Raw genomic sequence first — 21,646 nt, 5'->3', positions numbered from 1 at the left:
ACAACAACGAGCTCTAAGTCGTTGATTCACTTCAATTTGTAAACCACGCGTGCCTACAATGCGCGCGTAACCCCGCTGCCGTCACACCATGTCGACCCTCGTTGTCCAGATCCCGTCGCGTTCGCGCCTGCGCAGCAGCGTCGGCGCCGTCGCGCCCGAGAACAGCGACACCGCGACAGACTATGTCTACGTGACCAGCCCCGACGGGCTGGTGCTCGAGACGCAGGGCCACTGCGCCGCCTCACTGTTGCCCAAGGCCACCTCGGTCGTCGCGGTGCTGGCCGACACCGATGTGAGCTGGCACCGCATCACGCTGCCGAAAGCCCCGGCCGCCCGCCTGCGCGCCGCGCTCGGCGGCGTGCTCGAAGACGCCCTGCTCGAGGATGCGGAAGATGTGCACCTCGCGCTCGCACCCAACGCCGTTGCTGGGGCACCGACCTGGGTCGCTGCCGTGTCGCGGCGCTGGCTGCGCGGCGAACTGGCCGCGCTCGAGAAGGCAGAGGTGTTCGTCGACCGCGTCGTGCCGATGGCCTGGCCCGACGAACCGCCGATCGGGCACTTCGCCGAAACCGAAGTTGGGCCGAACGGCGCGCCGCACGGCATCGCGCTGCATTGGGCGCACGCCGACGGCGTGGCCAGCGTGCGCCTGCAGGGCGGACTGGCCCGGGCCCTGGTGCCGCAACCCGCACCGGCCGAAACCCGCTGGAGCGCCACGCCCGGCGCCGTCGCAGCGGCCGAACAGTGGCTCGGCGGCCCGGTGCGCGTGATGGCGCCCGGCCAGCGCCTGCTGCAGGCCGCGCGCAGCCTGTGGAACCTGCGCCAGTTCGATCTCGCCCGCCGCAACCGCGGCGTGCGCGCGCTGCGCGACTCGGCCCGCAAGTTCTTCAGCCCGGCCTGGCGGCCAGTGCGCTGGGGCCTGGCCACGCTGGTGGTCGCGCAGATCCTCGGTCTCAACCTGTGGGCCTGGCACCAGCGCGGCGCGATCGAGAGCCGCCAGCAGGCGATGCAGGGCATAGTCCGCAGCGCTTTTCCCAATGCCAATCCGCAGGACATCCAGCGCGACGCCGATGCCGTGATGCAGCGCGAGGCTCAGGCGCTGCGCACGCTCGCCGGCAAGCCGGGCGAAACGGATCTGGAGCCGATGATGCAAGCCGCCGCCAGCGCGTGGCCTGCGGATCGTCCGCCGGTCGAGACGATCCGCTTCGAGCCCGGCCGCCTGACGCTTTCGGCCACCGGCTGGACCGACGAGCAGATCGCCCAGTTCCGCAGCCTGTTGCGGCCCGGCGGCTGGGCCGTCGAGACCGCCGAAGGCCGTCTGGTGATGAGCCGGATGCGACCCGGAGCTGCCTCGTGAACACCGTCGCTGCCTCCTCCCCGGGCCTGGCGACGCTGCGTCAGCAATCGCGCACCTGGTGGCAGGCGCGCACGCCGCGCGAGCGCCAGGCCGTCGCGGTCGTCGGCGCGGTGATCGCGCTGTTCCTGATCTGGAGCCTGCTCGTGCAGCCGGCGCTGCGCACCGTACGCGAGGCGCCGGCGCAGCTCGACCGACTCGACGCCCAGGCCCAGCAGATGCAGCGCGTCGCCACCGAAAGCACCGCGCTGCGGGGCGCACCGCGCGTCGGTCCGACGCAGGCCCAGCAGGCACTGCGCGCCGCCACCGACCGCCTCGGCGACCGCGGCAAGCTGCTGCTGCAAGGCGACCGCGCGACGCTGACCTTGACGAACGCGACGCCCGAGGCGCTGCGCGCGTGGCTCAACGAGGCCCGAAGCGGCGCCCGCGCGCGTCCGCTCGAAGCGCAGTTGCAACGCGGGCCGGGCGGCTACAGCGGCACGATCGCCGTCGCGCTCGGGAGCGGCGCGTGATTCGCCTGCGCGCGAAGAAGCGCACGCGCGGCCTGTTCGCGCCGACCGTCGCTGCGACCGGCTGGGGTGAATCGACCTTTGCCGAACTCTCGTGGGACAAGTCGCGCAACGCCGGCCTGCGCTGGGGCATCGCCGGCGCTGTGCTGGGTCTGCTCGCGGCGCTCATCGTGTTCGCGCCGGCGGCCTGGCTGGCCGGCGCCGTCGCCTCGGCCAGCCAGCAGCGCCTGATCCTCGCCGACGCGCGCGGGACGATCTGGACCGGCAGCGCCGTCGTCGTGCTGACCGGCGGTGAGGGCAGTCGCGACGCCAGTTCCCTGCCCGGCCGCCTCGCCTGGACACTGCGCCCGGCCGGCCTCGGCCTGGCGCTTCGACTCGAGCAGGCCTGCTGCCTGAACGGAACGGTCGGACTGCGCGTGCAGCCCGGGTTCGGTCGCACCACTTACACGCTGGTGCCGCCGTCCGGCTGGGTCGGCCAGTGGCCGACCGCGTTCCTGGGCGGCCTGGGCACGCCGTTCAACACGATGCAGTTGGGTGGGACTGCCCGCCTCGTGTCGCCCGGCTTGAAACTCGAGTCCGTGCAAGGCCGCTGGCTCGTCGACGGCCGCGCCGAACTGGAACTGGTCGACGTGTCGTCGCGCTTGAGTACGCTCGAATCGCTGGGCAGCTACCGCATGAGCCTGGCCGGCGATGCCGCGAACCCCGGCATCTCCCTGTTGACGTTGACGACCCAGGACGGCGCGCTCAAGCTGAGCGGCACTGGCACGGTCGGCCCCGCCGGCGTGCGCTTCCGTGGCGAGGCCCGGGCCGGCGCCGTCGAGGAAGCGGCGTTGTCGAACCTGCTGAACATCATCGGACGGCGCGACGGCGCCCGCTCCGTCATTTCGATCGGATGAGCATGAAGCCAAGCGACCCCCTGAAACCTGCCAGCCGCGTGCTGCCGGCCGCGATCGCCGCGGCGGTGCTGATGGCCTCGCTGCTGCCGGCGCCGATGGCCTTCGCGCAGAGCAGCAAGGCCCGCAGCACGCGCGGCGAAACCGTGACGCTGAACTTCGTCAACGCCGAGATCGAGGGCGTGGCGCGCGCGATGTCGGCGATCCTGAAGCAGCCGTTTGTCGTCGACCCGCGCGTCAAGGGCACGATGACGCTGTACAGCGATTCGGCGCTGACCCCGCGCGAAGCCTACGTCAACTTCCTGGCCGCACTGCGCGGGCTGGGCTTCACGGTCGTCGAGGTCGGTGGCCTGTACAAGATCGTGCCCGAGGCCGATGCCAAGCTGCAGACCGGCACCGTCTCGGTCGGCGAGCGCACCTCGCGCGGCGGCGACCAGGTGCTGACGCAGGTCTTCCGCCTGCAGCACGAGAACGCCAACAACCTGGTGCCGGTGCTGCGTCCGCTGATCAGCCCGAACAACACGATCAACGCGAACCCCGGCAACAACACGCTGGTGATCACCGACTACGCCGACAACCTGCAGCGCATCGGCAAGATCATCGCGGCGATGGACACCCCGGCCTCTGGCGACGTCGAAGTGATCCCGCTGAAGTACGCCGTGGCCGCCGACATCGCGCCGCTGGTGCAGCGCATGACCGACAGCACCGGAACGGGCGCCGGCGGCGCCCCGACGGCGCCGGGCGTGGCCGGCAGCACCACCGCGTCGTCGCTGCAGATCGATTCGCGCAGCAACTCGCTGCTGGTGCGCGCCCCGAACCCGGCGCGCATGGCCTCGATCCGCGCGCTGATCGACAAGCTCGACCGGCCGGTGCCTTCCGCCGGAGCGACCGGCAACGTCTGGGTCGTCTATCTGAAGAACGCCGACGCGGTGAAGCTGGCGACGGTGCTGCGGGCGGCCTATGGCGGCTCGGGCGCGGGCGGATCGTCGAGCGGCACGGGCAGCAGCACGCAGGGCACGCCGACTTCGGCGAGCGCCAACACGAGCAGCGCCAACACCGGTGCATCGACCCAGACGACGTCGCCGCTGGCATCCTCGGGCGGCCCATCGACCGGTGGCTTCGTGCAGGCCGATCCGTCGAGCAATGCGCTGATCATCACGGCACCCGAACCCTTCTACAAGCAGCTCCGTGCCGTCATCGAACAGTTGGATTCGAGGCGCGCGCAGGTGTACATCGAGTCGTTGATCGTCGAGGTCAATCCGGAGCAGAGCATCGATTTCGGCATCCAGTGGCAGGCGCTGAGCAATCCCGGAAGCCGGTTCATCGGCGGCGCTGGAACGAATTTCGGCACCTCCAACAACATCCTGGCCAACCAGGGCGCGCCATCCGCAATCGAAGCGCTTGCCGGCTTAGGCGCGGGGGGCAACATCGGCCTGATTCGGAACTTTGGCGGCACTAATGGATTCGGGTTGGCCGCCATTGCCCGGGCGCTTCAGACTCAGGCCGACACCAACATTCTGTCGACGCCGAATCTAGTGACGCTGGACAACGAGGAGGCCAGAATCGTTGTTGGACAAAACGTCCCATTCGTGACTGGCCAGTACACAAACACCGGCACCAGCACGACAAGTCCGTTCCAGACCATCGAGCGCAAGGACGTCGGCACAACGCTGAAGATCAAGCCGCAGATCGGCGAAAACGGCACCGTGCGCATGACGATCTACCAGGAGTCCTCGTCCGTGGCCGGCGCCGTCGCGACCGGCACCGACAACGCCGGACCGACCACCAACAAGCGGTCGATCGAATCGACCATCACGGTCGACGACGGGCAGATCATCGTGCTGGGTGGGCTGATCGAGGACAACTATTCGATCAATCGCTCCAAGGTTCCGCTGCTCGGCGACATCCCGTACATCGGCGCGCTCTTTCGCAGCGAGAACCGCACCCGCAAACGCTCCAATCTGATGGTGTTCTTGCGCCCGGTCGTGATGCGCGACCAGGCGGCGAGCAACAGGATCTCGCTGGACCGTTACGACTTCATCCGCGGGCAGCAGATGAACGCACAGCCGCCCCAGAGCACGATCCTGCAACTCAATGAATCGCCGGTGTTGCCGCAGTTGCGCCCGGGCGAGAGCAGCCCGACCGGCGTGCCGCGGCCGCTGACCGACACCGCGCCGCCGGCGCCGGTGGTGGCCCCCTCGCTGCCCGCGTCGGCGCCCGAGCCGGTGCCGGCGTCTGCCCCGAAGACGAACTGACCGGAGCACCACGATGGGCGCCCGCCACCCCCTGCCCTACGCCTACGCCAAGGCGAACACGCTGCTGCTCGAGGACGACGGCGCACGGCTCGTGCTGTGGGCGCCCGAATCCGTCGGCCTGCCCGCCCTCGGCGAGGTGCTGCGCCTGTACGATGTGGACGCACTGGAGCGCGAGGCCGCGTCGTCGCTCGCCAACCGCATTGCCGTGGCGTACGCGGGCAGCGAGTCGAGCGCCGCCACGGTCATCGGCGAGGTCGAGAGCGCGGTCGACCTGAGCCGCATGATGCAGGAGCTGCCGGCGATCGAGGACCTGCTCGAGGCCAGCAACGATGCCCCGATCATCCGCATGCTGAACGCGCTGCTGACGCAGGCGGCGAAAGACGGCGCGTCCGACATCCACATCGAGCCCTACGAGCGCAGCAGCTCGGTGCGCTTCCGGGTCGACGGCACGCTGCGCGAGGTGGTGCAGCCGAACAAGGCGCTGCACGCGGCGCTGATCTCGCGCTTGAAGATCATGGCCGAGCTCGACATCGCCGAGCGCCGGCTGCCGCAGGACGGCCGGATCTCGCTGCGCATCGGCGGCCGCGCGGTCGACGTGCGCGTCTCGACGCTGCCGTCCTCGCACGGCGAGCGCGCGGTACTGCGGCTGCTCGACAAGGGCGAATCGAAGTTCACGCTCGAAGGCCTGGGCATGAGCGGCGAGGTACTCAAGAAGTTCGACAAGCTGGTGCAGCAGCCGCACGGCATCGTGCTGGTGACCGGGCCGACCGGCTCGGGCAAGACGACCACGCTGTATGCGTCGCTCGGTCGCGTCGACACCGGCTCGACCAACGTGCTGACCGTCGAAGACCCGGTCGAGTACGAGCTCGCCGGCATCGGCCAGACGCAGGTCAACCCGAAGATCGACCTGACCTTCGCGAAGGCGCTGCGCGCGATCCTGCGCCAGGACCCGGACGTGATCATGATCGGCGAGATCCGCGACTACGAGACCGCGCAGATCGCGATCCAGGCCTCGCTGACCGGCCACCTGGTCCTCGCCACCGTCCACACCAATGACGCGCCGAGCACCGTGACGCGGATGATCGACATGGGCGTCGAGCCGTTCCTGCTGAGTTCCAGCCTGATCGGCGTGCTGGCGCAGCGGCTGGTGCGCAAGCTCTGCCCGCACTGCAAGAAGGTCGACGCGCGCGGCCGCTACCACCCGGTCGGCTGCCCGGAATGCGGCAGCACCGGCTACAAGGGCCGCACCGGTGTGTACGAGCTGATGGCGGTCGACGACCAGGTTCGCGCGCTGATCCACGGGCGCGCCGCGGAGTCGCAGATCTTCGTCGCCGCCGAGGCAGCCGGCCTGCGCTCGATGCGCGAGGACGGCGAACGGCTGGTCGCCGAAGGCATCACGTCACCCGAAGAAGTGATGCGCGTGACCCGGGAATAAGCAGTGCCCGCCTACAAGTTCGAAGCCCTCGACGCCGCCGGCAAGTCGACCACCGGCCTGCTCGACGCCGAGAACGCCAAGGCCGCGCGTGGCCAGCTGCGCGCGCAGTCGCTGGTGCCGCTGGCGGTCACGCTGGTCGCGTCGGCCGGCACGCGCGCCGAAGGCTTGCGCTTCACGCGGCGCGTGTTCAACACCACCAGCCTGACCGTCTGGACGCGACAGCTGGCCGGTCTCGTCGGCGCCGGCCTGCCGCTCGAACGCGCGCTGACCGCGCTGAGCGAGGAGGCCGAGGATTCGCGCCAGCGCGAGCTCGTCGCGCACCTGAAGAGCGAGGTCAACAGCGGCTCGCCGTTCGCACGGGCGCTGGCCAGCGCGCCGCGCGAGTTCGACGAGGTGTACCGCGGCGTCGTTGCGGCCGGCGAACAGAGCGGTGCGCTCGGCAAGGTGCTGGAACGCCTCGCCGATGACCTGGAAGAGCGCCAGGAACTGCGCAGCAAGTTGATCGGCGCGACACTCTACCCGGCCATCGTCTCGCTGATCGCGGTCGTGATCGTGATCTTCCTCGTCACCTACGTGGTGCCGCAGGTCGCTTCGGTGTTCAGCAGTTCCAAGCGCGCGCTGCCGACGCTGACCATCGCGATGCTCGGCATCAGCGCCTTCCTGCGCAACTGGGGATGGGCGGTGCTGCTGGCGCTGGCCGCCGGCGGCGCGCTGCTGATGGCGATGTTGCGCAACGAGGTGTTCCGACAGAGCTTCGATGCCGGCTGGCTCGAGCTGCCGCTGATCGGCAAGCTCGCGCGCGGCTACAACGCCGCGCGCTTCGCCGGCACGCTGGCCATGCTGGCCGGTGCCGGGGTGCCGATCCTGAAGGCGCTGCAGGCCGCGAGCGAAACGCTGTCGAACCGCGCGATGCGCGCCGACGCGATGGACGCGCTGGTGCAGGTGCGCGAGGGTGCGCCTCTCGCATCGGCGTTGGCCGGCAAGAAGCGCTTCCCCGGCATCCTCGGCATGTTCTCCCGGCTGGGCGAACAGACCGGCCAGCTGCCGCTGATGCTCGACCGCGCCGCCCGCCAGCTCGGCACCGAGGTGCAACGCCGCGCGATGCAGATGGCGACGATCCTCGAGCCGCTGCTGATCGTCGCGATGGGCGGCGTCGTGATGCTGATCGTGCTCGCCGTCCTGCTGCCGATCATCCAGCTCAATACCTGGGTGAAGTGAGCCCCTCGGCCGCCTTGGGGCGGCCCGGCGCTGGGCCCGCGGCCTCCTGGCACGCGATCTGCAACATCAAGCTCGGGTTTGCCCCTCAGTTCCGCGAGGCGCCGTTCGGCAGACTGTGCTTGAATGTTCACAGCGCAAGGTTGCACCAGGAGGTTCGCCAGATGCCCGCTTCCAACGATCTCGTGACGGTCTCGTCCCGGCCCGGCAGCATCCCGATCGCGCGGATGCGCAACCTCTACCGCGTCGACGACGTCGGACGCAAGCTCGACAAGCTACCGCACAAGGAACACGAGACCCTGCGTTCGACCTACGAGCGCATGCTCGAAAAAGGCCCCGAGCGCTTCCAGGTCAAGCCCTCCGGGCTGCCGGAGATGGACCACCTCTACGACGAGCTGCCCAACTTCACCGAGGTGCTCGACGACATCCGCCGCCAGCTCGCGCTGTGCGAGGACAGCCGCGACGCACTCGAGATCACGCCGCTGCTGCTGCTCGGCCCACCGGGCGTGGGCAAGACGCACTTCGCGCGCGAACTCTCCCAATTGCTGGGCACCGGCATGGGCTTCCTGTCGATGAGCTCGATGACCGCCGGCTGGGTGCTCAGCGGCGCGTCCAGCCAGTGGAAGGGCGCCCGCCCCGGCAAGGTGTTCGAGACCCTGGTCGACGGCCAGTACGCGAACCCGGTGATGGTCGTCGACGAGATCGACAAGGCCGGCGGCGAGCACGCGTACGACCCGCTCGGCGCGCTCTACGGCCTGCTCGAGCACGACACCGCCGGCAGCTTCACCGATGAGTTCGCCGAAGTGCCGATCGACGCCAGCCAGGTGATCTGGGTCGCGACCGCCAACGACGGCCGCGCGATCCCCGACCCCATCCTGAACCGCATGAACGTGTACGAAGTGCACGCACCCGATCGCGACGCCGCACGCCGCATTGCCGCGCGCCTCTACACGAGCATCCGCGCCGAGCACGGCTGGGGCGAGCGTTTCGAGCTCGACCCGCCCAGCGACGTGCTGGACGCGATGAGCGAGTTGGCCCCGCGCGAGATGCGTCGCGCCTGGATGACCGCGTTCGGCAACGCCAAGCTCGACCGTCGAAGCCGCATCGAGACCCGTGACCTGCCCGACGCACGCGGCAAGCGCGGGGCGATCGGCTTCATGCAGTAGGCGAGGCGCGTTCGGGCAAGTCGCGATGGCGCCGCGCGGTGGCGCGGGCAAGATCGGCGCACTTCCGACCTTGCCGAGCCTGCCGATGAAACGCCTGTCCGTCCTGAACCTGTTCCTGCTCGCCTGGGCCGCCCTTACGGCGCCTGCAGCCCACGCGGCCTTCCCCGACCGGCCCGTCAAGATCATCGTCGGCTTCCCGGCGGGTGGTCCGCTCGACACCCACGGCCGCCTGCTCGCCGACAAGCTGCAATCGGCGCTGGGCCAGCCGGTGATCATCGACTACAAGGCCGGCGCCGGCGGCTCGGTCGGCGCCGACTTCGTCGCCAAGTCCCCGCCCGACGGGTACACGCTGATGCTCGCGAACACCGGCGTGATGGTGATCAACCCGGCGATCTACCCGAAGCTGCCGTACGCGACGCTGAAGGACTTCGTGCCGATCGCGCGCACTGCGCAGCAGCCGCTCGCGCTGCTCGTCCATCCGGCCGTGCCGGCCAGCAACGTGCAGGAGCTGATCGCGCTGGCGAAGAAGTCGCCGGGCCGCCTGAACTACGGTTCGGCCGGCAACGGCGGCAGCTCGCACCTGGTGCCGGAGATGTTCAAGCAGTCGACCGGCACGTTCATCGTCCACATTCCCTACCGCGGCAGCGCGCCGGCGCTGACCGACCTGCTGGCCGGGCAGGTGCAGATGATGGCCGAGTCGATCCCGCTCGCCTCGCAGTACGTGAAGCAGGGCAAGCTGCGCGCGCTGGCGATCACCGGCCGCGAGCGCAACGCCGCACTGCCGGGCGTGCCCACGTTCGCCGAGGTCGGCGTCAAGGGCATGGACGTGGTCGGCTTCTACGGCGTGATGGCGCCCGCCGGCACGCCGAAGGACGTGGTCGCGCGGCTCTCCGAAGCGTTCAAGCAGGTGCTGGAGAACCCGGACCTGCGCAAGAGCATGACGGCCCAGGGCGCCGACCCGGCCTACCTCGGCAGCGAGGAGTTCGGCGCCTACCTGACACGCGAGATGCCGGTCTGGGCCAAGGCGGTCAAGGACTCGGGCGCGAAGCTGGACTGAGCCGTCCCGAGCCGCCCGGCTCGTATCATCGGCCGCATGCCCACCTCACTCGACGGTCAGCTCGTCGTCGCGATCTCGTCGCGCGCGCTTTTCGACTTCGAGGAGGAGAACCAGCACTTCGAAGCGAACGACGACCGCGCCTACATGCAGCTGCAGCTGGAGCGGCTCGACCGGGCCGCCAAGCCCGGCGTCGCCTTCTCGCTGGTCAACAAGCTGCTGGCGTTCAATGTGGAGAGCCCGCGCGTCGAGGTCGTGATCCTGTCGCGCAACGATCCGGTCTCCGGAATGCGCGTGTTCCGCTCGGCGCAGCACTACGGGTTGCCGATCCAGCGCGGCGTGTTCACCCGCGGCGAGTCGCCGTGGCGCTACCTGCGGCCGCTCAACGCGCACCTGTTCCTGTCGACCAACGAGGCCGACGTGCGCTCGGCGCTGGGCGCGGGCGTGCCGGCGGCGCGCGTCTACCCGCACTCGGCACGCGCCTCGAGCGCGCACCCCGGCGAGGTGCGGATCGCCTTCGACGGCGACGCGGTGCTGTTCTCCGACGAAGCCGAGCGCGTCTACCAGTCGGGCGGGCTCGACGCCTTCCAGGCCCACGAGCGCGACCACTCGGCGACCCCGCTGGCGGCCGGGCCGTTCAAGCCCTTGCTGCTGGCCCTGCAGCGGCTGCAACACGAGCCCGCCGCCGGCATGCGCATCCGCACCGCACTGGTCACGGCCCGCAGCGCGCCGGCCCACGAGCGCGCGATCCGCACGCTGATGGACTGGCACATCGAGGTCGACGAGGCGATGTTCCTGGGCGGGCTGCCGAAGGGGGCGTTCCTGCGCGAGTTCGAGCCCGACTTCTTCTTCGACGACCAGACCGGCCATGTCGATTCCGCGGCGGCGCACGTCCCCGCGGGGCATGTCGCCTCAGGTGTCAGCAACGCCTGACGACCGACCGCTTTCCGGGACTTTTCCCGGGCGTGACCCCCTTTTCCCGGGCCCTTGTACCCCCCTGACTGGGGGTGATTGGCAGGACAACGTCGTTGACATTGGTCCTTATGATCGCGCCCTGAACAGTGAATCTTTGGCGGTTGAGCGGCCAGTTTGTGGCGCCACCGACTCAAGTGCAGATCGGTTTGCACGCAACAACACAAGGCGGTACCCATGTCTGTCCATCGTTTCAAGTCCCTCGTCGCCAGCGCGGCCGTCGCCTGCGCCACCTTGGTCGCCGCCTCGGGCTCCGCTCAGGCCGCCGTCTACACCGGCAGCTGGGATCCGGCATTCGGCGCCCCGGTCCCGAACCTGGGTTGGTCGGCCACCGCGACGTTCCAGGTCGACGACAGCTGCCTGGCCCAGCCGACCGGCAACTACACCGCGACCGGCGCGTGCTCGGGCTTCCAGGTCACCGCTTTCGACGTCACGTTCTACGACCTGGCCGACCAGGCCGGCACCGAAACGACGTTCTCGATCCTGAGCAGCATCCCCGCCACCTTCGTGACCGGCCTGCAGATCGTCGACAACCAGCTGACCGGGCTGCTGTCGAACTACACGACCGGCTTCATCCCGCCCGCCGGCGCCTCGTTCGCCGCGGCCGGCAGCGGCGCGTATGCGTTCTACATGTACTTCGACTTCGACTCGGTGGACCCGCTCGCGGCCAACGGCGTGCGGGCCTACATGGGCCTGACCCCGAACGATCCGGCGTACTCGAACACCTGCTTCAACCGCAACGAGCTGTGCGTGATCTCCGAGACCTACGCACTCGGCGAACTGACCCCGGCGATCCCGGAGCCGGGCACCTACGCGCTGATGCTCGCCGGCCTGGGCGTGCTCGGGTTCGTCGCGCGCCGCCGCCGCGCGGCCTGACGAGCCGCTGCGCGCCTGCCGCGCAGCACCTGCACGGCGACGGACCCGATCAGGCCGTCGCCGTTTCCTTTTGGGGCGCCAGCGCGTGGCGGATCGCGACATCGATCTGCCAGTCCTGCGCGTCGAGCCAGACGCCGCTGTATTGCAGGTCGGGCACGGCGCGCCGCATGTCGGCCAGGTGCGCCTGCCAGCGGGCCTCGTCGCGCGGCGAATGCACCAGGCCCAGGCGCTCGCGGGCCTTGGCGGCGACTGCGGCAATCCCGACCGACAGCTCGGGCAGCCCCTCGGCCAGCGCCAGCACCGCATGGTCCTCGAGGCAGCCGAGCACGTCCTCCCAGGCCTCGAAGGCGCGGAACGCGCGCAGCGCCTCGCTGAGTCGCGAGCGCGCGGAGACGAGGTCGCCGCTGCGCAGGTCGAGGTGGCCGAGCCACCACATCGCGTGCGCCTCGCCGCGCTTGTCGCCGGCCTCGCGACACACCGTCAGCGAGCGCTTGAAGCGCAGGCCGGCCTGGTCCCGGTCGTCGCCCTGCAGCGCGGTCGCGCCGAGGAACAGCTCGCACTCGGCCTCGAGCTCCTGGTGCTTGATCTCGCGCGAGATCGCCAGGCACCGGTCGAGGTGCGCGCGCGCCGCCGCGTCGTCGCCCTCGAACAGGCCGATCTGCCCCAGGTGCAGCAGCCCGATCGCCTCGCCGCGCCGGTCGCCCAGGCGCTGGAAGATCTGCAGCGCCTCGGTCTCGCCGGCCGCCGCGCCGACGGCGTCGCCGGCCTGCAGTCGCGCCAGCGACAGCGTCGACAGCGTGGCCGCGATGTCGATCTCGTTGCCGAGCTGCCGCCGCAGTTCGAGGCAGGTCTCGAGCATCTTGCGGGCCTCGGCATGGTCACTCTGGCTCTCGGCCAGCGCGGCGCCGACGTAGAGCGCCCACCCCTGCGCGACCGACGACGCCTCGATCGCCGGCAGCGCGAGCGCGGCGCGCACCACGTTGCGGCCTTCGGTGGAATAGCCGCGCAGGATCCAGAAGCCCTGCATCGCCACCGCGAACTTGACCGCGATGAAGGAATCGACGCCGCCGGCCAACGCCAGCGCGATGGCATTGCGCACGTTGTCGAGCTCGGTCTCGAGCTTCCAGATCCAGTCCGCCTGCTCCGGACCGCGCAGGCCGTGGTTGGCCGCCTTGGCGACGGCAAAGTAGTGGCCGCAGTGCCGCGCCGCGACCGCAGCGACGTCGTCGTTCTGCTCGAGCTTCTCGCGCGCGTAGTCGCGGATGGTCTCCAGCATCCGGTAACGCGAGCCTTCGTCGCGCTCCTCGAGCATCACCAGCGACTTCTCGCACAGCGATGCGAGCAAATCCAGCACGTCGGCGCTGTCCACGGCCTCGTCGCCGCAGACCGCCTCCGCGGCGGCCAGGTCGAAGCCGCCGACGAACACCGCCAGGCGCGACAGCACGGTCTGTTCGGGCGGCTCCAGCAATTCGTACGACCAGTCGACCAGCGCGCGCAGCGTCTGCTGGCGCTCCTGCAGCACGCGCGATCCGCCGGTGAGCAGCTTGTAGCGGTCCTTCAGGCGGGTGTTGATGTCGGCCAGCGTCAGCGAACGGATGCGCGCGGCCGCCAGCTCCAGCGCGAGCGGGATGCCCTCCAGCCGCGCCACCAGCTCGGCCACGTGCGGCGCCTCGCGCTCGTTCAGCTCGAAGCTGGGCTTGTGCAGCTGGACCCGGTCGACGAACAGCCGCACCGCGGTCGAGCGCGCCAGCGCCTCCATGCCCGCGCCCTTGGCCGGCACCGGCAGCGGCAGCACCGGGTAGCTCTGCTCGCCGGGCGTGCGCAGCGATTCGCGGCTGGACGCCAGGATGCGCACCTGCGGCGCCACCTTCAGGATCGCGCTGGCGAGCTGCGCCGAGACCTTGATCAGGTGCTCGCAGTTGTCGAAGATCAGCAGCGCACGGTGGTTCTTCAGGTGCGCACACAAGGTCTGCAGCAGCGGCCGGTCCGGCTCCTCACGCACGCCGAGCGCCTGCGCGACCTCGCCGAGCACCAAGGTCGCGTCGCTGATCGGCGCCAGGTCGAGGAACCAGACGCCGTCCGGGAACAGGTGGATCAGTTCCGCCGCCGCCTGCAGCGACAGGCGCGTCTTGCCCAGTCCGCCCATGCCGAGCAGCGTGACGAGCCGCGCCGTGCCGAGCAGCGCCTTGACCTCGCCGAGCTCGCGTTCGCGGCCGATGAACGAGGTCGGCTGGTGCGGCAGGTTGTTCGGGATCTCCTTGACCGGCAGCCACCAGTCGCCCAGGCGCACGACGCGGAACGCCTTCTCGCCGTCGGGCGGCTGCACGAATGCGGCGCCCGCGTCGCCGGCCTCGAACAGCTCGAGCGGATCGGTCACGCCCTTGACCTGCCAGTGGCCGTGCGAGACGACCTTCAGCGCCGTCTTGCCGAGGTCATCGCGCGCCTCGGCCGTCAGCAGCGTCTGGCCGGCGCGCGCCAGCGCCATCACACGGGCGGCGATCGGCTTCGCCAGGCCCTCGACCTCCAGCGGCTTGGCGCCGCGGGCCACATCGCTCGCCTCGTTCTCGCGCAGGATCACCGGGCCCACGTGCAGGCCGGCTCGTGCGGCCAGCGGCGTCTCCAGCGCGGCCAGCGCGCGGTGGTACGCCATCGCGTAACCCACGGCGTCGCCGGCGTTGTCGAACAGCAGCAGCATGCCGTCGGTCTTGTCGATCTCGCGGCCGCGCCACGGATCGAGCAGGCCACGGGCGACCCGGTCGTGCGCCGTCCAGACGACGGCCATCGCGGCATCGCCGATTTCCTGGGACAGCTTGGTGCTGTCCACGACATCGGTCAGGAGCAGCGCCCTGATCTCACTCATCGTGGAGTCTGTCGAGCGTGACGTTTGCCACGCCGAATGGGTTTGCACACAACGGTGAGTCTAATCGCCGCCGGGTCGCCTGCCCCGCTGGAAACCCGCTGGCACCCCCACGTTTGACGAGCGGCGCCGTGGCCGCCGCGCTCAGCGCGCCGGACCGAGCAGCCCGGCCATGCCCTCGGCCGCCAGCGCGATCTCGCGCCCGAAATCCCCGGCGCTGCCGCCGGTCGGCACGTTGCCCGATCCGATCAGCGTCGCGCGCAGGGTCGGCTCGCGCAGGGCCTGGTCGAGCGCGGCGTTGAGCGCCTCGACCCGCGCCATCGGTGTGGCGCCGGGCGCGAACAGCCCGAACAACGAGGCGAGATTGGCACGCGGACAGCCGAGCTCGGCGAACGTCGGCACCGCCGGCAGGACCGACAGGCGCGCGGGCGCGCCGACCGCCAGCGGCGTGAAGCGGCCGGCACGCACATGGTCGAGCTGCGCCGGCCCGACATTGGTCGCGAGCAGCTCGAACTGCCCGCCGAGCGCATCGCTGAGCTGCTGGCCACCGCCCTTGTAAGGCACGTGGGTGACGCTGACGCGGAACGCGCGGCACACCTGTTCGAGCACCAGGTGGCCGGTGGTCGCGACCCCCGACGTGGCCCAGCGCAGCGCGCCCGGCCGGGCGCGCGCCTGGGCGAGCAGCTCTTCGAAACGACGGCCGCCGAAGGCGGGCGTGCCCACCAGGAGCGACGGCGTCAGCATCACGCTCGCGACGGGCACGACCGGCGCCGGGGCGCCCGGCAGCGGGGCCCGCAAGCTGGCGTCGAAGGCCAGCGGCGTGATCGCCGCGAACACCAGCGTGCGGCCGTCGGGCGGCGAACGGGCGAGCGCCCGCAGCGCGATCGCACCGCCAGCGCCGGCCTGGTTCGCGACTTGCACCGTGACGCCGAGCCGCCGCGCCAGCGGCGGCGCGAGCGCGCGCGCCACCTGGTCGCTGATGCCGCCGGGCGGGTAGGCGACGACAAGGCGCAGCGGCGCAGCGGCCGGCTCGGCGCGCACGCCGTGCGGCCATGGCGCGCCGAGCACGGCCGCCGCCATCGCGACCAGGCGGCGCCGGTCATCGCGCAGCGGCGGCGCGCCCTCAGCCATCGTCGCGCCAGCCGGCCGCGAGCCGACGCAGCAACGCGACGAAGGTGTTCGCCGCGCCGGGATTGGTGTCGGCGCGATACACCAGCGTCAGCGGTGCGTCGAGCGCCGCGCCGGCGGCGAGCGACCGGTAGGCGATCGCATGCGCGTGGGTGCCTCGCATCGAGGCCGGCACGACCGAGATGCCGGCGCCGGCGGCGACCAGGTTCAGGTTCGTCATCATCCGGTCGACCTCGGCCACGACCCGCGGCTTGAAGCCCTGCTTCTCGCAGGCCGCGAGCAGGTTCGCGTACAGACCGGGCGCGCCCGGCTGGCGTACCAGGATCAGACCCTCGTCCCGCAACTCGCGCAGGCGCAGCCGGGGCGCGCCCGTCGCGCGGCCGCGCCCGCGCGACGGCGGCTGGGCGAGCCGGTGGTCGAGCGGCAGCGCGACGACCACGCTCTCGTGCAGCAGGGGCTCGAACACCAGCCCCGCGGGCCGCGCGACCGGCACGCGCAGCAGCCCGCAGTCCAGGCGCGACGCGGCGACCGCGTCGATGATTCCGGCCGCGTGGTTCTCGCTCAGCGCGAGCGCGATCTCCGGGTAATGCCCGCGGCAAGCGCGCAGCGCTTCCGGCGTGAAGCGGTGCGCCGCGGCCGAGCTCGTGAAGCCCACCGCGAGGCTGCCCTGCAAGCCGCTGGCGACGCCCGCCATGCGCTGGCGCAGCGCCGCGACGTCGGTCAGGATGCGGCGCGCATCGGCCAGCAGCACGCGGCCAGCATCGGTCAAGGTCACGCCTTTGGGATGCCGCTTGAACAGCGCCAGGCCGAACTCGGCTTCGAGCGCGCGGATCTGCTGCGACAGCGGCGGTTGCTGGATGCCCAGCTCGGCGGCGGCGCGGGTCATGTGGCCGTTGTCGGCGACGGCCTGGAAGTACCGGAGGTGGCGCAGCTCCATATGCCAGACATATCGAGATCGGGCCGCCAGTGTATTTGACCTCTGCGGTTGAGCGTCCTAGGCTGCGACCCTGTGCCGGCACTGCATCGGCGCGAACTTCACGATGGAGACATTCACGATGACCCGCCCCGCCCGCCTCACCCCGTACGCCCTGGCCGCCGCGGCGCTCGTGCTCAGCACCGCCGCCTCGGCCGCCGACCCGGTCAAGATCCTGTTCGTCGGCAACAGCTACACCTTCGGCCGCGTCGACCCGGTGATGAGCTACAACGCCGCCAACGTGCACGACCTGACCGCCGCGTTCTACGCCGCCAGTCCCACCGGCGCGAACCCCTGGGAGCCGCACCCGTGGGGCGGCGTGCCGGGCATCTTCAAGGCGATGACCGAGCAGGCCGGGCTGAACTACGACGTCTCGATCTCTGCCCGCAACGCGGCTTCGCTGCGCGGCCAGTTCCTGAACACCGCGAACGCGCAGTGGGACCTGCGCGGCAATGTCGCGTCGCAGACCTGGGGCGTGGTCGTGCTGCAGGAGCAGAGCGATGCGGCACTGCCGGCGGGCCGGGGCAAGAACGCGAACTTCGCCCAGTTCCAGGCGTACGCGAACCAGTTCGAACGCTTCATCCACGACGGCAGCGCGCAGACCTACACCGAGACCCAGCTGTACGGCAGCCTCGCGGCCTGCATGGCGACCGGCCTGTCGCAGACCTCGTGCAACATCAGCCGCGTGATCCCGGCGAACACGAACGCCAGCGCCGCGACCCAGGTCTTCCTGACCGACACCTGGGCGCGGCCCGACATGGTGTTCGCGCACAAGATCACCACCGCCGACGTCACCTCCCCCACCGGCTCGCCGATCGTCGACACCGGCAGCACCGGCGGCGACGCGCTGCTCTACTACACCAGCCTCGGGGCGATGACGGCGGACCTGCATGCCTCGTTCGCCGCCGTCGCGGCCGGAAACCCGAGGTTCGCCGGCGTGATCCCGGTCGGCGACGCATTCCAGAGCGCGGTCGACCAGGGCCTGGTGAAGGCCGGCGGCTTCTACGACGCCAACGGCGTGTTCGTGCCCGGCCAGCCCGGCGACCTGATGAACCTGTGGTGGGACGACTACCTGCACGCCAGCAAGTACGGCTCGTACCTCGACGCGCTGGTCCAGTTCGGCATGATCACCGGCCTGGACCCGCTCTCGCTCGGGGCCGGCGAGATCGCTGCGGGCGACCTGGGCATCGCGTCCGGCGACGCGCTGGTGCTGCAGCGGATCGCGAGCACGCAGCTCGGCTTCGCCGCCGCAGTGCCGGAGCCGTCGACCTGGGCGCTGCTGGCCGGCGGCGTCGGGCTGGTCGGCTGGGTCGGCCGGCGCCGGGCACGCGCCTGAGGCGCTCGAGCGGGCCCGACGCCGGTCACCCCACCTTGCGCAGGCCCTCGAGGTCGAGCACGCTGACGCCGCCGTACTCGATCCGGATCAGGCCCTTGTCCTGCAGCGAGTTCAACGCCTCGTTGACCCGCTGGCGCGACAGGCCGATGAGGTAGCCAAGCTCCTGCTGCGTAATCCGCAGCAGGCCACCGACGCCCGGGTACAGCACCGGATGGAACAGCGCGCCGAGGCTGCGCGCGACGCGGGCATCGACATTGATCATCCGGTCGGTCTCGCGCGCGCCGATGAACTGGCCGAGGCGCTCGTTGAGCTGCTGGATGATGAAGCGGTTGAACGGGATGCTGCGGTTGAGCAGCCAGTGGAAGGTGTCGACGCCCAGCCCGGCGGCCACGCTGGTGCGCACCGCCTGGATGTTGTAGCGGTAGACCTCGCGCTTGATCACCGTGCCTTCGCCGAACCAGCCGCCCGGCGGCAGGCCGGTGAAGGTGATCGGCATCCCGAGCTCGCTGTCGTTGCTCATCTTGAGGAAGCCGTCGATCACGCCGAACCAGAAGGTGACCGGTCGGCCGACGCGACACAGCAGTTCGCCGGCGGCGATCTGCACCACCTTCAGGTCCTGGACCGCGACCGCGCGCTCCTCGCGGTCGAGTGCGGCCAGCCACGGGATGTCGGCCAGTTCCGCCGCGTTGGGCGCGCGAGCCCGCTGGTAGATCGGCGCCGGCGCGCGCGTCGTGTCGGCAGGGCGTGAGTTCATCGAGGGAAACACCCGAGGGGACTGTCCCTAGGATTGTCGTCAGAACGACAACCTGGCGTCAAACTTGTTTCTACATTCGCGTGCAGACCCCGGTGCTGTCGCCTTCGCGACGCGCCGGCGCCACCACGGAGACACCCCGGTGCCCACGACGTTCACGCGCCTCCTGCTCGACCACGCCGCCCAGCGGCCGAACGCCGCGGCATTGCGCGAGAAGGAGTTCGGCATCTGGCAGACGCTGACGTGGAGTGCGCTGGCGACGCTGGTGCGCGAGCTCGCCTGCGGGCTGCACGAGGCCGGGCTGAAGCGCGGCGAGCACATCGTCGTGGTCGGCGCGAACCGGCCGCGCCTGCAGGCCTGCATGCTCGCGGCGCAGTCGCTCGGCGCGGTGCCGGTGCCGCTGTACCAGGACGCGGCGCCGACCGAGTTCGTGTTCCCGATCACCAACGCCGACGTCGCGTTCGCGATCGTGGAGGACCAGGAGCAGGTCGACAAGATGCTCGAGGTGCGCGAGCAGTGCCCGCAGCTCGCGCGGATCTGGTTCGACGACCCGCGCGGCCTGCGCAACTACAACGAGCCGGGCCTGTCCCCGCTGGACGCCTTGATCGCGGCCGGCCGCGCTTTCAATGCCGCGAACCCCGGCGTGTTCGACGCCGAGGTGCAGGCGACCCAGCCCGACGACGTGGCCGCGATGTTCTTCACCTCGGGCACCACCGGCAACCCGAAGGGCGTGGTCCACACCCACATGACGCTGATCGACCGCGCGCAGGCCGGCGCGAAGTTCGACAAGCTCACGAATGCCGAAGAGGTGCTGGCCTACCTGCCGCCGGCCTGGGTCGGCCAGAACATCTTCTCGTACGCGCAGTGGCTGGTCTGCGGCTACGTCGTCAACTGCCCCGAGTCGGCCAGCACCGTCGCAATCGACCTGAACGACATCGGCCCGACCTACTACTTCGCGCCGCCGCGGATCTTCGAAGGCCTGCTGACCACCGTGATGATCCGCATGGAGGATGCCGGCGCGATCAAGAAGGGGCTGTTCCATCACTTCATGGCGGTCGCGCGGCGGGTCGGCACGCGACTGATGGACGGCCAGCCGGTCGGGGCGCTCGATCGCCTGCACTACGCGATCGGCAAGCTGCTGATCTACGGCCCGCTGCGCAACACGCTGGGTCTGTCGCGCGTGCGGGTCGCCTACACCGCCGGCGAGGCGATCGGCCCGGATCTGTTCACCTTCTACCGCTCGATCGGCATCAACCTGAAGCAGCTCTACGGCTCGACCGAGACCGCGGTGTTCGTCTGCCTGCAGCCGGACCATGAAGCGAAGGCCGACACGGTCGGCGTGCCGATCGACGGCGTCGAGATCAGGCTCACCGACAGCGGCGAGATCCTCGTCAAGTCGCCCGGGTTGCTGAAGGAGTACTACCGCAACCCGGCGGCCACCGCCGAGGTGCTGACGCCTGACGGCTGGTACCACACAGGCGACGCCGGCTTCCTCGACGCCGGCGGGCACCTGAAGATCATCGACCGGGCCAAGGATGTCGGCCGCATCATGGGTGGGCCGAACGACGGCGCGATGTTCGCGCCGAAGTATGTCGAGAACAAGCTGAAGTTCTTCCCGCACATCAAGGAGGCGGTGGCGATCGGCGACAAGCGCGCGACCGTCTGCGCGTTCATCAACATCGACTTCGAGGCGGTCGGCAACTGGGCCGAGCGCCGCAACCTGCCCTACGCCGGCTACACCGACCTGGCGCAGAAGCCCGAGGTCTACGAGCTGATCCGCGAGTGCGTCGAGAAGGTCAACGCGGACCTGGCGGTCGACGAGAAGCTCGCCGGTTCGCAGATCAGCCGCTTCCTGATCCTGCACAAGGAACTCGACGCCGACGACGGCGAGCTCACGCGCACCCGCAAGGTCCGGCGCGGCTTCATCGCCGAGCGCTACCAGGTGCTCGTCGATGCGCTCTACGGCGGCAAGACCAACCAGTACATCGAGACGCAGGTCAAGTTCGAGGACGGTCGCAGCGGCATGGTCGCGGCCGACCTGAAGATCGTCGACACCAAGGTCTTTCCGCCCGTGAAGGCGGCTGCCTGATGGTCACCCGCAAGATCGGCGAGGTCATCCTCGAAGTGAAGAACATCAGCCTCGCGTTCGGCGGCGTGAAGGCGCTGACCGACATCAGCTTCGACGTGAAGGAGCACGAGATCCGCGCGATCATCGGCCCGAACGGCGCCGGCAAGAGCTCGATGCTGAACTGCATCAACGGCGTCTACCAGCCGCAGCAGGGGTCGATCAGCTTCCGCGGTCAGACCTTCAAGCACATGAACTCGCGGCAGGTGGCCGAGATGGGCATGGCCCGCACCTTCCAGAACCTCGCGCTGTTCAAGGGCATGAGCGTGCTCGACAACATCATGACGGGGCGCAACCTGAAGATGAAGAGCAACCTGTTCCAGCAGGCGATCCGCTGGGGCGCGGCCGAGCGCGAGGAGACCGAGCAGCGCCAGGTGGTCGAGCGCATCATCGACTTCCTCGAGATCCAGCCCTACCGCAAGACACCGGTCGGCAAGATGCCGTACGGCCTGCAAAAGCGCGTCGACCTCGGCCGCGCGCTCGCGATGGAGCCGCAGGTGCTGCTGCTCGACGAGCCGATGGCCGGCATGAACGTGGAGGAGAAGCAGGACATGAGCCGCTTCATCCTCGACGTGAACGACGAGTTCGGCACGACCATCGTGCTGATCGAGCACGACATGGGCGTGGTGATGGACATCTCCGACCGCGTGGTCGTGCTCGACTACGGCAAGAAGATCGGCGACGGTTCGCCGCAGGAGGTGCGCTCGAACCCGGACGTGATCAGCGCTTATCTCGGGACGAGTCACTGAC

At 70.2% G+C, this 21,646-nt stretch carries 17 protein-coding genes; 13 read left to right on the top strand and 4 right to left on the bottom strand.

The window, feature by feature from the left end; translation table 11 throughout:
- The first annotated feature begins 88 nt into the window (after positions 1–88).
- The 10 genes from gspL (at position 89) to ASC76_RS25995 (ending at position 11,726) form a co-directional block, all read left to right on the top strand.
- A complete protein-coding gene (gspL, locus tag ASC76_RS01030; protein ID WP_056461104.1) occupies positions 89–1,354 on the top strand; it encodes a type II secretion system protein GspL in 1,266 nt (421 codons plus the stop codon).
- Complete coding sequence (gene gspM, locus ASC76_RS01025) at positions 1,351–1,863, top strand: type II secretion system protein GspM (RefSeq protein ID WP_082548611.1); 513 nt, start codon at positions 1,351–1,353, stop codon at positions 1,861–1,863. The genes gspL and gspM overlap by 4 nt, the downstream gene beginning before the upstream one ends.
- Complete coding sequence (gspN, locus tag ASC76_RS01020) at positions 1,860–2,756, top strand: type II secretion system protein N (RefSeq protein WP_235580299.1); 897 nt, start codon at positions 1,860–1,862, stop codon at positions 2,754–2,756. The genes gspM and gspN overlap by 4 nt, the downstream gene beginning before the upstream one ends.
- Before the next feature lie 2 nt (positions 2,757–2,758).
- A complete protein-coding gene (gene gspD / locus ASC76_RS01015) occupies positions 2,759–5,008 on the top strand; it encodes a type II secretion system secretin GspD (protein ID WP_235580298.1) in 2,250 nt (749 codons plus the stop codon).
- A 13-nt stretch (positions 5,009–5,021) separates the two neighbouring features.
- Positions 5,022–6,443 carry a type II secretion system ATPase GspE gene (gene gspE, locus ASC76_RS01010; protein ID WP_056461097.1) on the top strand — a complete coding sequence of 474 codons (1,422 nt, stop codon included), beginning with the start codon at positions 5,022–5,024 and terminating at the stop codon, positions 6,441–6,443.
- Positions 6,444–6,446: 3 nt separating this feature from the next.
- On the top strand, positions 6,447–7,661 hold the full coding sequence (gene gspF / locus ASC76_RS01005; RefSeq protein ID WP_056461095.1) for a type II secretion system inner membrane protein GspF: 1,215 nt from the start codon (positions 6,447–6,449) through the stop codon (positions 7,659–7,661).
- Positions 7,662–7,822: 161 nt separating this feature from the next.
- Positions 7,823–8,824, top strand: coding sequence for an AAA family ATPase (locus ASC76_RS01000; protein ID WP_056461092.1), 1,002 nt, complete (start codon positions 7,823–7,825; stop codon positions 8,822–8,824).
- Between the two features lie 85 nt (positions 8,825–8,909).
- Positions 8,910–9,881 (top strand): tripartite tricarboxylate transporter substrate binding protein, encoded by a 972-nt coding sequence (locus ASC76_RS00995; protein ID WP_056462990.1) that lies wholly within the window; start codon positions 8,910–8,912, stop codon positions 9,879–9,881.
- A 36-nt stretch (positions 9,882–9,917) separates the two neighbouring features.
- Positions 9,918–10,811 (top strand): 5'-nucleotidase, encoded by an 894-nt coding sequence (locus tag ASC76_RS00990; RefSeq protein WP_056461089.1) that lies wholly within the window; start codon positions 9,918–9,920, stop codon positions 10,809–10,811.
- A 216-nt stretch (positions 10,812–11,027) separates the two neighbouring features.
- On the top strand, positions 11,028–11,726 hold the full coding sequence (locus tag ASC76_RS25995) for a PEP-CTERM sorting domain-containing protein (protein ID WP_056461086.1): 699 nt from the start codon (positions 11,028–11,030) through the stop codon (positions 11,724–11,726).
- Positions 11,727–11,775: 49 nt separating this feature from the next.
- On the opposite strand, the gene ASC76_RS00980 is transcribed toward ASC76_RS25995, so the two are convergent.
- The 3 genes from ASC76_RS00980 to ASC76_RS00970 form a co-directional block, all read right to left on the bottom strand.
- Positions 11,776–14,586, bottom strand: a complete 2,811-nt coding sequence (locus ASC76_RS00980; RefSeq protein WP_056461083.1) for an NB-ARC domain-containing protein — start codon at positions 14,584–14,586, stop codon at positions 11,776–11,778.
- Between the two features lie 141 nt (positions 14,587–14,727).
- Positions 14,728–15,714 carry a tripartite tricarboxylate transporter substrate binding protein gene (locus ASC76_RS00975; RefSeq protein ID WP_235580297.1) on the bottom strand — a complete coding sequence of 329 codons (987 nt, stop codon included), beginning with the start codon at positions 15,712–15,714 and terminating at the stop codon, positions 14,728–14,730.
- Complete coding sequence (locus ASC76_RS00970) at positions 15,707–16,648, bottom strand: LysR family transcriptional regulator (protein WP_056461081.1); 942 nt, start codon at positions 16,646–16,648, stop codon at positions 15,707–15,709. Before ASC76_RS00970 ends, ASC76_RS00975 begins: the two co-directional genes overlap by 8 nt.
- Before the next feature lie 118 nt (positions 16,649–16,766).
- Between ASC76_RS00970 and ASC76_RS25820 the strand changes: the two genes are divergently transcribed.
- Positions 16,767–18,020 (top strand): PEP-CTERM sorting domain-containing protein, encoded by a 1,254-nt coding sequence (locus ASC76_RS25820; RefSeq protein WP_200947081.1) that lies wholly within the window; start codon positions 16,767–16,769, stop codon positions 18,018–18,020.
- A gap of 25 nt (positions 18,021–18,045) precedes the next feature.
- Here ASC76_RS25820 and ASC76_RS00960 read toward each other — a convergent pair whose 3' ends face one another.
- Positions 18,046–18,774, bottom strand: a complete 729-nt coding sequence (locus ASC76_RS00960; protein WP_056461075.1) for a Crp/Fnr family transcriptional regulator — start codon at positions 18,772–18,774, stop codon at positions 18,046–18,048.
- Positions 18,775–18,913: 139 nt separating this feature from the next.
- Between ASC76_RS00960 and ASC76_RS00955 the strand changes: the two genes are divergently transcribed.
- Positions 18,914–20,860 carry a long-chain fatty acid--CoA ligase gene (locus ASC76_RS00955; RefSeq protein WP_056461074.1) on the top strand — a complete coding sequence of 649 codons (1,947 nt, stop codon included), beginning with the start codon at positions 18,914–18,916 and terminating at the stop codon, positions 20,858–20,860.
- Positions 20,860–21,645: an ABC transporter ATP-binding protein gene (locus ASC76_RS00950; RefSeq protein ID WP_056461071.1), complete on the top strand. Its 786-nt coding sequence runs from the start codon at positions 20,860–20,862 to the stop codon at positions 21,643–21,645. The genes ASC76_RS00955 and ASC76_RS00950 overlap by 1 nt, the downstream gene beginning before the upstream one ends.
- Position 21,646: the final 1 nt, after the last annotated feature.

Origin of the sequence: Rhizobacter sp. Root404, from assembly GCF_001425865.1 — a bacterium.
In the GTDB taxonomy this organism is placed as follows: Bacteria; Pseudomonadota; Gammaproteobacteria; order Burkholderiales; family Burkholderiaceae_C; genus LMDS01.
The sequence above is the reverse complement of the archived record's forward strand: the minus strand, read 5'-3'. Positions and strand labels throughout refer to the sequence as shown.

Excerpts from the sequence above, each read along its gene's own strand:
- gspE (WP_056461097.1), top strand. The coding sequence starts at position 5,022 with ATGGGCGCCCGCCACCCCCTGCCCTACGCCTACGCCAAGGCGAACACG.
- ASC76_RS00970 (WP_056461081.1), bottom strand. The coding sequence starts at position 16,648 with ATGGAGCTGCGCCACCTCCGGTACTTCCAGGCCGTCGCCGACAACGGC.
- ASC76_RS00995 (WP_056462990.1), top strand. The coding sequence starts at position 8,910 with ATGAAACGCCTGTCCGTCCTGAACCTGTTCCTGCTCGCCTGGGCCGCC.
- gspL (WP_056461104.1), top strand. The coding sequence starts at position 89 with ATGTCGACCCTCGTTGTCCAGATCCCGTCGCGTTCGCGCCTGCGCAGC.
- ASC76_RS01000 (WP_056461092.1), top strand. The coding sequence starts at position 7,823 with ATGCCCGCTTCCAACGATCTCGTGACGGTCTCGTCCCGGCCCGGCAGC.
- ASC76_RS00960 (WP_056461075.1), bottom strand. The coding sequence starts at position 18,774 with ATGAACTCACGCCCTGCCGACACGACGCGCGCGCCGGCGCCGATCTAC.
- ASC76_RS25995 (WP_056461086.1), top strand. The coding sequence starts at position 11,028 with ATGTCTGTCCATCGTTTCAAGTCCCTCGTCGCCAGCGCGGCCGTCGCC.
- gspD (WP_235580298.1), top strand. The coding sequence starts at position 2,759 with ATGAAGCCAAGCGACCCCCTGAAACCTGCCAGCCGCGTGCTGCCGGCC.
- ASC76_RS00990 (WP_056461089.1), top strand. The coding sequence starts at position 9,918 with ATGCCCACCTCACTCGACGGTCAGCTCGTCGTCGCGATCTCGTCGCGC.
- ASC76_RS25820 (WP_200947081.1), top strand. The coding sequence starts at position 16,767 with ATGACCCGCCCCGCCCGCCTCACCCCGTACGCCCTGGCCGCCGCGGCG.
- ASC76_RS00980 (WP_056461083.1), bottom strand. The coding sequence starts at position 14,586 with ATGAGTGAGATCAGGGCGCTGCTCCTGACCGATGTCGTGGACAGCACC.
- ASC76_RS00950 (WP_056461071.1), top strand. The coding sequence starts at position 20,860 with ATGGTCACCCGCAAGATCGGCGAGGTCATCCTCGAAGTGAAGAACATC.
- ASC76_RS00975 (WP_235580297.1), bottom strand. The coding sequence starts at position 15,714 with ATGGCTGAGGGCGCGCCGCCGCTGCGCGATGACCGGCGCCGCCTGGTC.